This window comes from Allobosea sp. GW823-FHT01F03 (genome assembly GCF_058798075.1).
In genome coordinates, this window is record NZ_CM179505.1 from 3,562,722 (window position 1) to 3,576,422 (window position 13,701).

The window sequence follows — 13,701 nt, forward strand, 5'->3', positions numbered from 1 at the left end:
CTCCTTCGAGGAACCCCGCTCCATGGCCAGCAACGATGTCTTCGTCTCCACCCAATGGCTGGCCGAGAGGCTCGACGCGCCCGACATCGTCGTCGTCGACGGTTCCTGGTATCTGCCGGCGCTGGCGCGCGATCCCGCCGCCGAATATGCCGAGCGGCGCATCCCCGGGGCGGTCCGCTTCGATATCGACGCCGTCAAGGACACGGAATCGCCCTTGCCGCACATGCTGCCGCGTCCCGAGGCCTTTGCGGCGGCCGCCGGCGCGATGGGCATCGGCGACGGCATGCGCATCGTGGTCTATGACGGGCTCGGGTTGTTCTCGGCACCGCGCGTCCGCTGGACCTTCCGGACCTTCGGCGCCCGCGACGTGGTGATCCTCGATGGTGGCATGCCGCAATGGCTGGCCGAAGGCCGGCCGGTCGAGGAAGGCGCGCCCCGCGCCCGCCAGCCGCGCAGCTTCACGGCACGGCTCGACCATTCCGCCGTCGCCGACATGAACGACGTGGCGAAGGCGCTCGAAACCGCTTCGGCACAGGTGATCGACGCAAGACCGGCGGAGCGCTTCCGCGGCGAGGCGCCCGAGCCTCGTCCGGGTGTCCGCTCCGGCCATATGCCGGGCGCGCTCAACCTGCCCTCCTCGGCGCTGGTGGCGGACGGCAAGCTCAAGGCGCCCGATGCCCTCGCCGCTGCCTTCCGCGAGGCCGGCGTCGACCTCGACAGGCCGATGGTGACGAGCTGCGGCTCGGGCGTCTCGGCCGCGATCCTCTCGGCGGCGCTGGAGACGCTCGGCAAGCCGGCACGGGCGATCTATGACGGTTCCTGGTCGGAATGGGGCGCGAGCGACCGCCCGATCGCGACAGGACCGGCCAAGGGCTGAGCCAGGAGCGCCGCCTAGATCACCGCGCGTCGGTTCGGACGCGGCCACGGTGATCTATCTCAGTGTTACCGCATCGGAGTTTTCCGAAAAGTGGAGTCCACTTTTCGGTCCGATGCTATAGCCCGGCTAGCGCCGCTCCAGAACGGCCTCCATCGCGGCATAGCCGCGGCGGCGGGCATGATCGAGCGGCGTCGCGCCATCCCGGTCGGCAAGATCGCGGCGGGCACCGGCAGCGACGAGCGCGCGGGCGGTCTCGACATGACGCGGGCCGCCATCGCCGAGGATCACGGCCTCGATCAGCGCGGTCCAGCCGAGATTGTTGACATGGTCGAGCGGCGCGCCCGCCGCGATCAGCGCCTTCACCACCGCGTCATGGCCGAGATGCGCGGCGGCGATCAGGGCCGTGCCGGCATAGGGGCTGGTCACGGCCCGGGCGTCGCCGCCAATGGCCAGCGCGACCCGCATCGTCTCGACATCGTCGTTGACGGCCGCAATGGTGATCGCGTCATAGCGCTGGCCGTCGAGGGCTCGCGGATCGGCCCCCGCCGCGACCAGCGCGCGCATGATCTCGCGCCTGCCGGCATGAGCGGCGACATGCAGCGCCGTGCGGCCATGGCCGTCGCGGGCATCGAGCTCCGGCTTCTGCGCCAGGGCTCGCTCCAACGCCGCCATGTCGCCCTGATGTGCTGCGGCATGCAGCCCGACATAGGCGGCGATCTCGGCCTGCGACGGTGGAATCTGCGCGACTGCCGGCCGGCCGAATCCAACCGTCGCCGCCAGCCCGAAAACGGCACCGACGAGGCGAAATCCGATTGCGCGTTGCCCGAAAACCATGATCGCGGCCTCCCGTTTCCGCGATCGGCGCAAGAGGCGGCAACTTGCTCAAAAAAAGGACAGCGATTCTGCCCTTTCCCTCTTGTACCGCTCCGCGGAACGCCCTATCTCTTGTGCACCGCAGCAGAGATGCTGTGGCGCCCTCCTTGGGCGTTTCCTCCCTAGACTTCGGCCTGCGCTTCGGCGCGGGCCTTTTTCTTTTCAGGAGGCTAGCCGGGCCGATGCCGGCCGGCAATCGCTCGGGCGATTCAGACGTCAGTCGATCGCGATCATCACATCCGAGGCCTTGACCACGGCATAGGCCTTCTGGCCGACCGCGAGCTTGAGCTCGTCGACCGCGGCATTGGTGATCGCGGAGGTCACGACCGTGCCGCCGACATCGAGGCGGACATGGGCGGTCGTCGCCCCCTTGGTGATCTCGATGATGGTGCCCTTGAGCTGGTTGCGGGCGCTGATCTTCATGATCTTCTCCAGATGGAACGGCGAGCCGCGGCATGCGGACTCGACCTTTGCCGTTTAGCGCTATATTCAAACGGATATAGCGACAACAGCCAAAGCGAGGTCAGCAATGTCATTCCCCCGCCGTCAAGTCCTGGGTTTTGCGGCCTCGCTGCTGATCGGGCTCGCCGCAGCAACCTCCCAGGCACAAGCCCAGTCCAAGGAGCTGGTGATCTTCGCGGCCGCCAGCTTGAAGAACGCCCTCGACGAAGCCGCCGCCAGCTGGGTCAAGGAGAGCGGCAAGCCGGCGCCGAAGATTTCCTATGCCGCCAGCAGCGCGCTCGCCAAGCAGCTCGAACAGGGCGCTCCCGCCGACATGTTCCTTTCAGCCGATCTCGACTGGATGGACTATGTAGCCGGCAAGAAGCTGATCAAGCCCGAGACCCGCGTCAGCCTGCTCGCCAACCGGATCGCGCTGATCGCCCCCTCCGATTCGACCGCGACCGCCACGCTGGCGCCCGGCGTCGATCTCGCCGCAACGCTCGGCGCGGGCCGCCTCGCCATGGCCAATGTCGATTCCGTGCCGGCCGGAAAATACGGCAAGGCGGCGCTGGAGAAGCTCGGCGGCTGGGACAAGGTCAAGGACAAGGTCGCGCAGGCCGATAATGTCCGCGCCGCGTTGCTGCTCGTCTCCCGGGGCGAAGCGCCGCTCGGCATCGTCTACGCGACCGACGCCGCCGCCGATCCGAAGGTCAAGGTGATCGCGACCTTCCCGGAGGACAGCCACCCGCCGATCATCTACCCCGTCGCGGTGACCAAGGATTCGACCAACCCCGACGCCGCCGCCTTCCTCACCTTCCTGCGCGGCAACGGCGCCAAGGCGTCGTTCGAGAAGCAGGGCTTCACGGTACTGAACAAGCCCGCCAGCTCTTCGTGAGCGACTGGCTTTCGCCCGAGGAATGGACGGCGGTCCGGCTGAGCCTGCTCGTCGCCAGCACTGCCATGCTGGCGAGCCTGCCTTTCGGGATCGCCACCGCCTGGCTGCTGGCGCGGGGGCGCTTCTGGGGCAAGTCGCTGCTGGATGCGCTCGTTCACCTGCCGCTGATCCTGCCGCCCGTCGTCACCGGCTACCTGCTGCTGATCGGCTTCGGGCGGCGCGGCCCGATCGGGCAATGGCTTTATGACTGGTTCGGGATCGTGCTCTCCTTCCGCTGGACCGGGGCGGCGCTTGCCTGCGCCGTGATGGGCTTTCCGCTGCTGGTCCGGGCGATCCGCCTGTCGATCGAGGCCGTCGACCGCAAGCTCGAAGATGCGGCGGGGACGCTCGGCGCGAGCCCGTTCTGGGTCTTCCTGACGGTGACGCTGCCGCTCTGCCTGCCTGGCATCCTCGCCGGCATGATCCTGTGCTTCGCCAAGGCGATGGGCGAGTTCGGCGCGACCATCACCTTCGTCTCCAACATTCCCGGGGAAACGCAGACCCTGCCCTCCGCGATCTACACCTTCACCCAGGTGCCGAATGGCGATGCCGGCGCGCTGCGGCTGACGCTGATTTCGATCGCGATCTCGGTCGCGGCCCTGTTCGCCTCCGAAGTGCTGGCGCGGGTCATCGGAAAGCGGATCGCAGTCGAATGACGAACGCCATCGAGATCGCGGTCTCGCACCAGCTCGGCGCCTTCAGGCTCGCGGCCGATTTCACCTCGGACGGCCGCCTGACCGCGCTGTTCGGTCGCTCCGGCTCCGGCAAGACCTCGCTGGTCAACATCATTGCCGGGCTCATCCGCCCGGAGCGCGGCCGCATCGCCATCGACGGGCAGGTGCTGCTCGACAGCGAGCGCGGCATCTTCGTGCCCAAGCACAGGCGCCGGATCGGCTATGTCTTCCAGGAGGCGCGGCTGTTCCCACATCTCACGGTGAGGCAGAACCTGCTCTACGGCCAGTGGTTCGCACCCAAATCGGATGTCGGCAGCGACATTGGCGACGTGCTCGATCTGCTCGGCATCGGCCATCTGCTGCAGCGCCATCCCGGCAGGCTCTCGGGCGGCGAGAAGCAGCGCGTCGCCATCGGCCGCGCCTTGCTGGCCAAGCCGCGGCTCCTGCTGATGGACGAGCCCCTCGCCTCGCTCGACGAAGCGCGCAAGGCCGAGATTCTGCCCTATGTCGAGCGCCTGCGCGACGCGTTCGGCATTCCGATCGTCTATGTCTCGCATTCGGTCGCCGAGGTCGCGCGGCTGGCCTCCAATCTCGTCGTGCTCGACCAGGGCCGCGTCATCGCCAGCGGCAGCACGATCGATCTGATGTCGCGCCCCGACGTGCCGATCCTTTCGGCGGCGCCGGAAGCCGGCTCGGTCCTCGATGCGCGGATCCTGCGCCATGAGCCCGAGCACGGCCTCTCCATACTCGAGACCCAGGCCGGCCAGGTGCAGGTGCCGCATCGGGCGCAGGCTCTGGGCAGCCGGCTGCGCGTCCGGATCCTGGCCAGCGATGTGCTCGTCAGCCTGAAGCCCCTGGACGGCATCAGCGCGCTCAATGTCCTCAGCGGTACGATCGCCAAGATCGGGGCGCGCCGGAGCGGCGGCTCGGCGCTCGAGATCGGCATCGACTGTAACGGCGCCAGCCTGCTGGCGCGTCTGACGAGCAAATCGGCCGCGCATCTGGGCCTGAAGATCGGCCAGCCCGTCTACGCCGTGATCAAGAGCGTCTCGATCGACGGTCAGTGAGGACCGACGCAGCTCAGTAGAGCCGCGTCCGATAGGCCTCTTCGAGATTGGCGTCGGCCTCGGCAGCGTCGACCGCCCTGGTCTGCTCGGCGACGATGCGCCCGAGCGTCGGGAAGCTGCCGCGCTCGATCTGAGCATCCTGCGCCCAGAGCTTCGAGCGGATCAGGGCCTTGCCGCAATGGAAATAGGCCTCGTCGACCTCGACCAGCAGGCCGAGCTTCGGCGTCTTCTCCTGCACGGTCGTGGGTTCGAGCAGCGCCGTGTCGCGCGTCAGCCTCGCCCGGCCATTGACCCGCAGCGTCTCGTTGATCCCCGGCACGAAAAAGACCAGGCCGACGCCCGGCGAGCTCAACACATTGCCGAAACTGTCGACCCGGTTGTTGCCACGCCGGTCCGGGATCAGCAGCGTCTTCTCGTCGAGCACCTGGACGAAGCCCGGCCCGTCGCCGCGCGGGCTCGCATCGGCCCGACCCTCGCTGTCCGAGCTCGCCAGCACCAGGAAGGGCGAGAGCGCGATGAAGTCGCGGCAGAAATGGTCGAGCCGGTCGAGCACCTTGCGCTCGGCGATGAGATGGACCTCGCCGACCACGGCTCGCAACTCCCGTGCGTCCGCAACTTCGGTGCCAGGCTTCTCGCTCGTCGTCATCCCGCCCTCCGGCCGGTCGCGCCCCCCGGCTGCACGATCAGCCGGGGCAGGCTCCACTCGCTCCGATCTAGCATGAACGGGCGGAGCCGCCGAGGCCTCACCCCGCAGAGCCGCCCCGGCCGTTGCCATGGCGATTCAAAGCCGTGCGAAACTGATTCCGCTTCCCGGCGGAAGCCCTTGAGATGCCGCCGGAAACGTGAACAGCCGTTGCAGCCTCAGCGCTGGTCCGGCTTGGTGCGATTGGCACCCTGGCGCTCCAGCATCCAGCCGGGATATTCGCGCGGCAGGGCGCTGGCCGCGTCGAGCGCCTTGAGCTCGTCAGGCGAGAGGACGATGTCGACCGCCGCGAGATTCTCGGCGAGCTGCTCCGGCCGCTTGGCGCCGACGATCACGCTCGTCACCGCCTGCTGGTGCAGCAGCCAGGCAAGCGCGATCTGCGCGACGCTGCGCCGATGCGTCTCGGCGATGCCGCGCATCACATCGATGACGTCGTAGCCGCGCTCGCGGTCGACCGGCGGGAAGTCGAAGCTGGCCCGGCGCCCCTCGCCGCCCTGCTCGTTGCGCCGGTCGTATTTACCGGAGAGCAGACCGCCGGCGAGCGGACTCCAGACCATCAGGCCGACCTTTTCCGAGAGCAGCATCGGCACGATCTCGCGCTCCAGGTCGCGCCCGGCGATGGTGTAGTAGGATTGCAGCGAGGCGATGCGGGAGAGCTGGCGCCGCTCGCAGATGCCGAGCGCCTTGGCGACCTGCCAGGCCGCCCAGTTCGAGACCCCGACATAGCGGACATGGCCCTGGCGCACGAGGCTGTCGAGCGCCTCCAGCGTCTCCTCCATCGGGGTGACGCTGTCGAAGGCATGGATCTGGTAGAGGTCGATATGCTCAAGCTGCAGCCGCTTCAGGCTCTCCTTGACCTGCGCCATGATGTGGTAGCGGCTGGCGCCGCTGGCGTTCGGGCCCTGCCCCATACGGCTGAAGACCTTGGTCGCGATCACGACCTCGTCGCGCGCGATGCCGAGATTGCGCAGGGCCTGGCCGGTGATCTGCTCCGAGCGCCCCTCGGCATAGACATTGGCGGTATCGATGAAATTGATGCCGGCATCGAGCGCCGTCCTGACCAGCGCATCGGCCTCCTCCTGCTCGAGCCTGCCGATATGGCCCCAGAAGCCCTCGTCGCCGCCGCCGAAGGTCATGGTACCCAGGCATAGTTCGGAGACGAGCAGGCCGGTCTGGCCAAGCGTGTGATAGCGCATGACGTTCTCTTTCCATTTGAGGAAAACGCCCGGGTGGCGTCGATCGCGGCGTTTTTGGCGTCGACCGTCACCGGGCTGGCTCGAAGATAATACTGCGCGAACGCGACACAATGTCGGGGCAGCAGATCACGGCGCCGCTCGCCGTCTCGTGGCGCCGCGGCGCGAGCGCGTCGCACATGGCCATGCCGCGATTCTTGCATACAAAATGGCTTTAACATTGACGCTCCCGGCCGATGACGGGATAGTCGCGCCCCCTATAGAGCCCTTCCGGAACATCATGCCTCGTCCGACACCGTCCTCCGCGCTGGAGAATCTGCGCGTCCTCGATCTCTCCCGGGTCCGCGCCGGCCCGACCTGCGCCCGGATCTTCGCCGATTTCGGCGCCGACGTGCTCAAGATCGAAAGCCCCCCGGGCGTCGACCCGAACGAGAACATGAGCGGCGCGCGGCATGGCTACGACATGCAGAACCTGCACCGGAACAAACGCTCGCTGACGCTCAACCTGAAGAAGGAATCCGGCAAGGCGGTGCTGCGCCGGCTGATCGCCGATGCCGACCTGCTGATCGAGAATTTCCGCCCGGATGTGAAGGACCGGCTCGGCCTCGATTTCGAGACCCTGCATGCGCTCAATCCGCGCCTGATCCTGGTCTCGGTCTCGGGCTTCGGCCAGAGCGGCCCCTACAGGCTGCGTGCCGGCTTCGACCAGATCGCCCAGGGCATGGGCGGGATGATGTCGGTCACCGGCCTGCCCGGCCAGGGGCCGGTCAGGGCCGGCATCGCGGTGGCCGATTCCGCGGCGGGACTCTACGGGGCGATCGGCGCGCTGGTCGCGCTGCAGGAGCGCGCGGTCTCCGGCAAGGGCCAGTGGGTCCAGACCTCGCTGCTCGAGGCGCAGATCGCGATGATGGATTTCCAGGCTGCGCGCTTCCTGGTCGAGGGCACGGTGCCGCCGCAGGCCGGCAACGACCATCCTTACGCGACGCCGATGGGCGTCTATGCCACGCGCGACGGCCACATCAATCTCGGCGTCGGTGCCGAGGGGCACTGGCGCTCCTTCTGCGGCGTGCTCGGCCGGCCGGAGCTGGCGAGCGACCCACGCTATGACAGCGTCGAGAAGCGCTTTGCGGCGCGGCCGGAACTGCGCGTCCTGCTCGAGGAGATCATGTCCACCCAGGACAGCGCCCACTGGCTCGACGCCTGCGAGAAGGCCTCGGTGCCGGCCGGGCCGATCTATTCGGTCGACGCCATGTTCGACGATCCCCAGGTGCAGCATCTTGGCATCGCGCAGCCCGTCACCCATCCGGTTCTCGGCGACATCCGCGTCATCGGCGAGCCGGTCGGCCTGTCGCGCACCCCGGCGAGCGTGGTTTCGCCGACGCCGGATGCCGGCGAGCACAATGATGAGATCCTCGCCGAGCTCGGCTATGACGCCGCGGCGATCGCGCAACTGCGCGCCGACGGCGCGATCTGAAGAGGTTTTCCGATGACCGACGAGATTCTCTACGACGTCGCCGACGGGATCGGCACGATCACGCTGAACCGGCCGCAGGCACGCAATGCTCTGACCTTCGCCATGTATGAAGGGCTGGCAAAGATCTGCAGCGCTCCCGAGAGCCATGGCGCGCCGAAGGTGATCGTGATGACCGGCGCCGGCGAGAAGGCTTTTGCCGCCGGCACCGACATCACGCAGTTCCGCGACTTCAAGACGGCCGAGGATGCGCTCGCCTATGAGAACCGCATCGAGAAGGTGATCACGGCGATCGAGAGCTGCTCGGTGCCGACCATCGCGGCGATCTCCGGCGCCGTCACCGGTGGCGGCGCGGCGATCGCCTGCGCCTGCGACCTCAGGATCGCGACGCAATCGGCCCGCTTCGGCTTCCCGGTGGCGCGCACGCTCGGCAACTGCCTGTCGATGGCGAACTATGCAAGGCTCGCCAGCCTGCTCGGCCCGGCTCGGGTCAAGGACATCATCTTCACCGCCCGGCTGGTCGAGGCCGATGAAGGCCATCGCGTCGGCCTCTACAACGAGCTCGTCGCCGACCACGCCGCGCTGCTGGCACGCACGAAGGAGCTCGCCGAGACCATTCGCGGCCATGCGCCGCTGACGATGCGCGCCACCAAGGAAGCGCTGCGCCGGCTCACCGAAGCGGCCAGCGCCGGCGTCGACGGCGATGACCTCGTCGCTCTCTGCTACACCAGCGCCGACTTCCGCGAGGGCATGGAAGCGTTCCTCGGCAAGCGGACGCCGAACTGGCAGGGCAAGTAGCCCGCCTGAACTGTCCGCTGCCCGGTACCCGCGCCGTCAGACGCGGGTGCCGCCATCGGCCATGATCACCGACGCCGTCATGAACGAGGCCTCGTCGGAAGCGAGCCAGAGGATCGGCCAGGCGACTTCGCGCGGATCCGCCCAGCGACGCTGGATGTTGTGGTCGACCTTCTCGGTGCGAATGTCCTGCTCGCTCTTGCCCTGCGGGGCGAAGCGGCGGACATGGAAAGGCGTCAGCGTCAGGCCGGGGCAGACCGCATTGACCCGCACGCCGCGATCGGCCTCCTCGAAGGCTAGCGTCTTGGTCATCGAGATGATGCCGGCCTTGGCGACGTCGTACTGCCCCATGCCGCCGCGCGGATTGAAGGCATGGGTCGAGGAGATGTTGACGATCGCGCCCTTCCCCGCCTGCCGCAGCGCCGGCAGCGCCTCGCGGGCAAGATAGGCATAGCTCAGCAGGTTCACCGACAGGATCTTCTGCCAGGTCTCCGCCTTGGCCTCGTCGAGCGGCTCATAGGAGCGGATGCCGGCATTGTTGACCAGGATGTCGAGCCGGCCGAAGGCGGAGAGCGTCTCCGCGACGATCGCCGCCGCCGAAGCCTCCTGCCCGACATCCCGGGCGATCTCCAGGACCTCGGCGCCCGGCAGCGCGGCGCGGATCCGTGCCCCGACCTCGGCGAGCGCTGCGGCGTCGATGTCGACGAGCGCGACCTTCGCGCCCTCCTCGGCGAAGAGTTCGGCGGTCGCGGCGCCGATGCCGCCGGCCCCGCCGGTGAGGATCGCAACCTTGCCTTGAAGCCTGGGCATTCGCATCGTCCTTGAGATCGGAGGGGTCAGCCGACCAGTGTCGCTGTCGATTCGAGGGTCTCGCCACGCCGGATCACCCGCCAGATCCAGACTAGGCTGTAGATCGCCATCAGCGCGCCGGTGACCGGGATGGCCGCGTACCACCAACCCTTGTCGAGCCGCAGGAAAGGCGTGGTCTCGCCCGCCATCGCCATGAATTCGCGGCCATAGACCACGAGGACCAGGGCGAAGCAGAACATCACGGCATGGATGCCGATCTCCAGGAGTCGGCGCATCGGCACGGGCAGCAGGTCCTCGAACAGCACGACGCGATAGAGCGAGCCCTCGCGCCAGAGCGCGAGCGAGGTCAGCATCACCAGCCAGATGAAGAGCAGCTCGACGATCTCGTCATAGCCGTGGATGGTGAAGAGCGGCACGAGCCGCAGCACGATGGCGCTGCCCAGCAGCAGGAAGAGCCCGAGCAGGCAGGCGACCGCCCCGCCCTTGCAGAGAGCCCCGACCAGCCGGTCGGCGAAGCGCAGGGCGGCGATCATCGTGCGACTCCGTAGCCGAGGGCGTGCGGCAGCCAGAGCGAGATCGCCGGGACATAGGTGATCAGCATCAGCACCGCGATCAGGGCCAGCACATAGGGCCAGATCTCGCGGGTGATCTCGGCGATCGAGATCTTGGCGATGCCGGCGACGACATAGAGACACAGGCCGACAGGCGGCGTGACCAGCCCGATCATGATGTTGAGCACCAGGATCACGCCGAAATGGACGGGATCGACGCCGATCTTGGCGATGATCGGCAGCAGCACAGGATAGGCGATGATCATGATGGCGATGCCCTCGATGAACATGCCGAGGATCAACAGCACGATGTTGATGATCAGCAGGATCACCCAGGGCTCGGAGGACAGGCCGAGGAAGGCGCTGAGGATGGCGTTGGGGATCTGCTGCTGGATCAGCACCCAGCCGAAGGGCGCCGCGAGCGCGATGATGAACATCACCTGCGCGGTCTGGCGCGCCGTGTCCCAGAGGACGTCGAGCGTCGCCGCCCAGTCGAGCTCGCGATAGACGAAGCGCCCGAGGACGAAGGCATAGGCGGCAGCGACGACGGCGGCCTCGGTCGGCGTCGCGATGCCGGTGAAGATGACGAGCAGGATCACCGGCGGCAGCAGCAGCGCCGGCCCGGCCTTGGCGACGGTCCTCACGGCCACTGGCAAGGGCGGCAGTGCGTCGCCGCGCGGCAGGTTCATGTGCTTGGCCGAGACGGCGATCAGCGCCATCAGCGCCACCGCCATCAGGAGGCCGGGCACGATGCCGGCGAGGAACAGCGCCCCGACCGAGACATTGGCGAGGCTGCCATAAATGACGAAGGGGATGCTCGGCGGGATGATCGGACCGATGGTCGAGGAGACCGCGGTGATTGTCGCGGCGAAACGGCCGCTATAGCCGGCCTTGGTCATGGCCCGGTGCTCGATCACGCCCATGCCGGCGGCATCGGCCACTGCCGAGCCCGACATGCCGGCGAAGATCACGCTGCCGACGACGTTGACATGGGCGAGGCCGCCGCGGATCCGGCCGACGCAGAGCTGCGCGACGCCGAAGATGCGCTCCGTGGTGCCGCCGACATTCATCAGATTGCCGGCCAGCACGAAGAACGGGATCGCCAGCAGCGGGAACGAGGTTGTCCCCGCATAGGTGCGCTGGATGAAGATGACGAGCAAATCGGGTCCGGCGGTCGCCACCATGGTGACGATGGCGACGAGGCCGAGCGCCACCGCGATAGGCAGGCCGATCAGGATGACGAAGCAGACGCCGAGCAGAATGGCGGTGATGAGCATGGTCGGCGTCTGGTTCCCGGTCAGGCGCGAGCGGCTGCGACCAGCTTGGTCCAGCTGTTCCAGGTCTCGTCGCCCAGTGCCTTGCGGAGCTGATCGTAGGCGGGGCCCATCTTGTCGCGGAAGGGCGCGACATCCGGCCGGGTGACCGCGACGCCCGCCTTCTCCATGGCGGCGAGATTGCTCTCCTCATTGTCGCGCACGCCCTTGCGCGCGCCGGCGCCGGCCTTGGTGCCCTCCTCGCTGATGATCTTGCGCTGCTCCTCGGTGAGCTTGCCGCTCCAGACCCGCGGATTGGCACAGAACATGATCGAGGCGTAGATGTGCCGCGTCAGCGCGATATGCTTCTGCGCCTCGTAGAACTTCGCGGCGAAGGTCGTTCCGACCGGATTGTCCTGGCCGTCGACGACATTGTTGGCGAGCGCCAGATAGACCTCCTGGAAGGCGATGGTCTGGGTGCTCGCGCCGAGCGCCTCGAAGGCCGCCTTGATCGCGAGCTCGGGCGGGACGCGGATCTTCAGGCCCTGCACGTCGGCCGGCTGGTTGATCGGCCGGCGGCTGTTGGTGACGGCGCGGAAGCCCCATTCCAGATTGGCGATCCAGGTGAAGCCGGCGGCCTTGAGCTGTTCGGCGATCCAGTCGCGCCCGGTGACGTCGAGCGTCTTGTGGGCGTGCTCATAGCTGTCGAACTGATAGGGGAGGTTGATGACGCCGATCGTCTTCGACAGCGCCTCGATATTGGCTGGGTTCAGCATCATCATGTCGATGGCGCCGAGCCGGGTCTGCTGCGCCGCCTCGACCGGCGAGCCCAGGGCATTGTTCGGGAAGATCGCGATCTTGACCTGGCCATTGGTGCGCTCGGCGATGCGCTTGACCATCGCCTCGGCCTCGATGTGCACGGGGTGGCTGGTGTCGGCCGGGTGCGTCAGCCGCAATTCGACGGCTGCACGGGCCGGTCTGATCGCCGGCAGCCCGACCGTGAGCGCCGCACCGGCTCCCAGCAACGAGCGACGCGTCCACGTGATCTTCCCGACCATGGTGCTCTTCCTTCCCCGGTGATTGCAGCCGGTCGCCGGCTTCGTCCGCGGCAACCTTACGAGCCGTCTGCGCGGCCTCACCTGAAAAGTTGCATGCAAGAATGCGGGCCGTCAACCGCGTTCGGCGGCTTCGCCGCTCATGCGGTAGCTATGCCGGAGCAGGGCCGCCATGCTTCTTCACGCGTTACGCTTCGGACCGCGCGGCTTCCTGCTTGGCACGAAGCGAGGAGACCAGCCCTTCGAGCCCGTTGCGGACATGATCGCGCAGGGCCTGTCCGGCTCGGGCGGAATCGCGGACCGCGAGCGCATCCAGGATCTGCTGATGCTCCTGGATCGCGGTGCGCCAGCGCGTCGGCCAGAGATTCGAGGAAAAGCGGGCGCGATCGACCCGGAGCGCCAGCAGCTCCCAGACCCAGAGCAGGATCGAATTGCGCGAGAGCTCGACGATCCGGCGATGAAAGGCCTTGTTGGCCTCGAAATAGCCGGGAAGCTCGTCACGGGCGTGATGCAGCAGCATGCGGTAGTGAAGCATGCCGATTTCGGCGACGGCCTCGTCGCTGATGTTCCTGGCCGCGAGCTCTCCGGCCAGCCCCTCGATCGCGGTGACGACCTCGATCAGCGCGACGATCTCGTCGAGATCGAGCTCCGAGACCACGGCGGAATGATTGGGCAGAGCCCGCAGCAGCCCGTCCTGGATCAGGGTTTTGATCGCCTCGCGTACCGGCGTGCGCGAAATCGCGAGCTGTTCGCAGAGTTCGCGCTCGTTCAGCTTGGCGCCGGGCGCCAGCACGCCGGTGACGATCAGATTGCGCAGCTGGGCGACGGCATTGGCGTGCAGATGGCCCTTGCGCTTGCCGGGTTCCGGCTGCGGCAACTGGGCCAGGAGCGCCGCGAGCGGCGTGTTGTCGTCCGAAGTGACCATGAGCGCTTGTACACCGCATGCATGCTTGACTGTCAAAATTTCTTGCATGCAAGATGCCATCTATCTATCGAGAGCGCGC

At 67.6% G+C, this 13,701-nt stretch carries 15 protein-coding genes; 6 read left to right on the plus strand and 9 right to left on the minus strand.

What is annotated here, in order from left to right; translation table 11 throughout:
- Positions 1 to 22: 22 nt before the first annotated feature.
- The gene (gene sseA, locus AC3RCC_RS17105; RefSeq protein WP_291637734.1) at positions 23 to 877 is read left to right on the plus strand and encodes a 3-mercaptopyruvate sulfurtransferase; all 855 of its coding nucleotides are present in this window, start codon (positions 23 to 25) and stop codon (positions 875 to 877) included.
- Between the two features lie 126 nt (positions 878 to 1,003).
- On the opposite strand, the gene AC3RCC_RS17110 is transcribed toward sseA, so the two are convergent.
- Positions 1,004 to 1,711, minus strand: coding sequence for an ankyrin repeat domain-containing protein (locus tag AC3RCC_RS17110; protein WP_492256009.1), 708 nt, complete (start codon positions 1,709 to 1,711; stop codon positions 1,004 to 1,006).
- Between the two features lie 255 nt (positions 1,712 to 1,966).
- Positions 1,967 to 2,173 (minus strand): TOBE domain-containing protein, encoded by a 207-nt coding sequence (locus AC3RCC_RS17115; protein WP_291637738.1) that lies wholly within the window; start codon positions 2,171 to 2,173, stop codon positions 1,967 to 1,969.
- Between the two features lie 106 nt (positions 2,174 to 2,279).
- Between AC3RCC_RS17115 and modA the strand changes: the two genes are divergently transcribed.
- The 3 genes from modA to modC are packed head-to-tail and all read left to right on the plus strand — an operon-like array spanning position 2,280 to position 4,866.
- Positions 2,280 to 3,086, plus strand: a complete 807-nt coding sequence (gene modA / locus AC3RCC_RS17120) for a molybdate ABC transporter substrate-binding protein (protein ID WP_492256010.1) — start codon at positions 2,280 to 2,282, stop codon at positions 3,084 to 3,086.
- Positions 3,083 to 3,781 carry a molybdate ABC transporter permease subunit gene (gene modB, locus AC3RCC_RS17125; protein ID WP_291637742.1) on the plus strand — a complete coding sequence of 233 codons (699 nt, stop codon included), beginning with the start codon at positions 3,083 to 3,085 and terminating at the stop codon, positions 3,779 to 3,781. Before modA ends, modB begins: the two co-directional genes overlap by 4 nt.
- Entirely contained in the window at positions 3,778 to 4,866 is a 1,089-nt protein-coding gene (modC, locus tag AC3RCC_RS17130) for a molybdenum ABC transporter ATP-binding protein (RefSeq protein WP_492256011.1), read from the plus strand. Before modB ends, modC begins: the two co-directional genes overlap by 4 nt.
- A gap of 13 nt (positions 4,867 to 4,879) precedes the next feature.
- Here the strand turns inward: modC and AC3RCC_RS17135 are convergent, their stop codons facing one another.
- Together AC3RCC_RS17135 and AC3RCC_RS17140 are read right to left on the minus strand one after the other, a co-directional pair.
- Positions 4,880 to 5,512, minus strand: a complete 633-nt coding sequence (locus AC3RCC_RS17135; protein WP_291647116.1) for a pyridoxamine 5'-phosphate oxidase family protein — start codon at positions 5,510 to 5,512, stop codon at positions 4,880 to 4,882.
- A 215-nt stretch (positions 5,513 to 5,727) separates the two neighbouring features.
- Positions 5,728 to 6,765 (minus strand): aldo/keto reductase, encoded by a 1,038-nt coding sequence (locus AC3RCC_RS17140; protein WP_492256012.1) that lies wholly within the window; start codon positions 6,763 to 6,765, stop codon positions 5,728 to 5,730.
- Positions 6,766 to 7,042: 277 nt separating this feature from the next.
- Between AC3RCC_RS17140 and AC3RCC_RS17145 the strand changes: the two genes are divergently transcribed.
- Both AC3RCC_RS17145 and AC3RCC_RS17150 read left to right on the plus strand, forming a co-directional pair.
- On the plus strand, positions 7,043 to 8,236 hold the full coding sequence (locus AC3RCC_RS17145; RefSeq protein WP_291637750.1) for a CaiB/BaiF CoA transferase family protein: 1,194 nt from the start codon (positions 7,043 to 7,045) through the stop codon (positions 8,234 to 8,236).
- Between the two features lie 12 nt (positions 8,237 to 8,248).
- Positions 8,249 to 9,031 carry an enoyl-CoA hydratase/isomerase family protein gene (locus AC3RCC_RS17150; RefSeq protein WP_492256013.1) on the plus strand — a complete coding sequence of 261 codons (783 nt, stop codon included), beginning with the start codon at positions 8,249 to 8,251 and terminating at the stop codon, positions 9,029 to 9,031.
- A gap of 36 nt (positions 9,032 to 9,067) precedes the next feature.
- Here AC3RCC_RS17150 and AC3RCC_RS17155 read toward each other — a convergent pair whose 3' ends face one another.
- The 5 genes from AC3RCC_RS17155 to AC3RCC_RS17175 form a co-directional block, all read right to left on the minus strand.
- Positions 9,068 to 9,838 carry an SDR family NAD(P)-dependent oxidoreductase gene (locus AC3RCC_RS17155; protein ID WP_492256014.1) on the minus strand — a complete coding sequence of 257 codons (771 nt, stop codon included), beginning with the start codon at positions 9,836 to 9,838 and terminating at the stop codon, positions 9,068 to 9,070.
- A 26-nt stretch (positions 9,839 to 9,864) separates the two neighbouring features.
- Positions 9,865 to 10,371, minus strand: a complete 507-nt coding sequence (locus tag AC3RCC_RS17160; protein WP_291637756.1) for a TRAP transporter small permease — start codon at positions 10,369 to 10,371, stop codon at positions 9,865 to 9,867.
- Positions 10,368 to 11,666: a TRAP transporter large permease gene (locus AC3RCC_RS17165; protein ID WP_291637758.1), complete on the minus strand. Its 1,299-nt coding sequence runs from the start codon at positions 11,664 to 11,666 to the stop codon at positions 10,368 to 10,370. The genes AC3RCC_RS17160 and AC3RCC_RS17165 overlap by 4 nt, the downstream gene beginning before the upstream one ends.
- Before the next feature lie 20 nt (positions 11,667 to 11,686).
- The gene (locus AC3RCC_RS17170) at positions 11,687 to 12,700 is read right to left on the minus strand and encodes a TRAP transporter substrate-binding protein (protein WP_492256015.1); all 1,014 of its coding nucleotides are present in this window, start codon (positions 12,698 to 12,700) and stop codon (positions 11,687 to 11,689) included.
- Between the two features lie 184 nt (positions 12,701 to 12,884).
- Positions 12,885 to 13,622 carry a GntR family transcriptional regulator gene (locus AC3RCC_RS17175; protein ID WP_492256016.1) on the minus strand — a complete coding sequence of 246 codons (738 nt, stop codon included), beginning with the start codon at positions 13,620 to 13,622 and terminating at the stop codon, positions 12,885 to 12,887.
- Between the last annotated feature and the right edge of the window lie 79 nt (positions 13,623 to 13,701).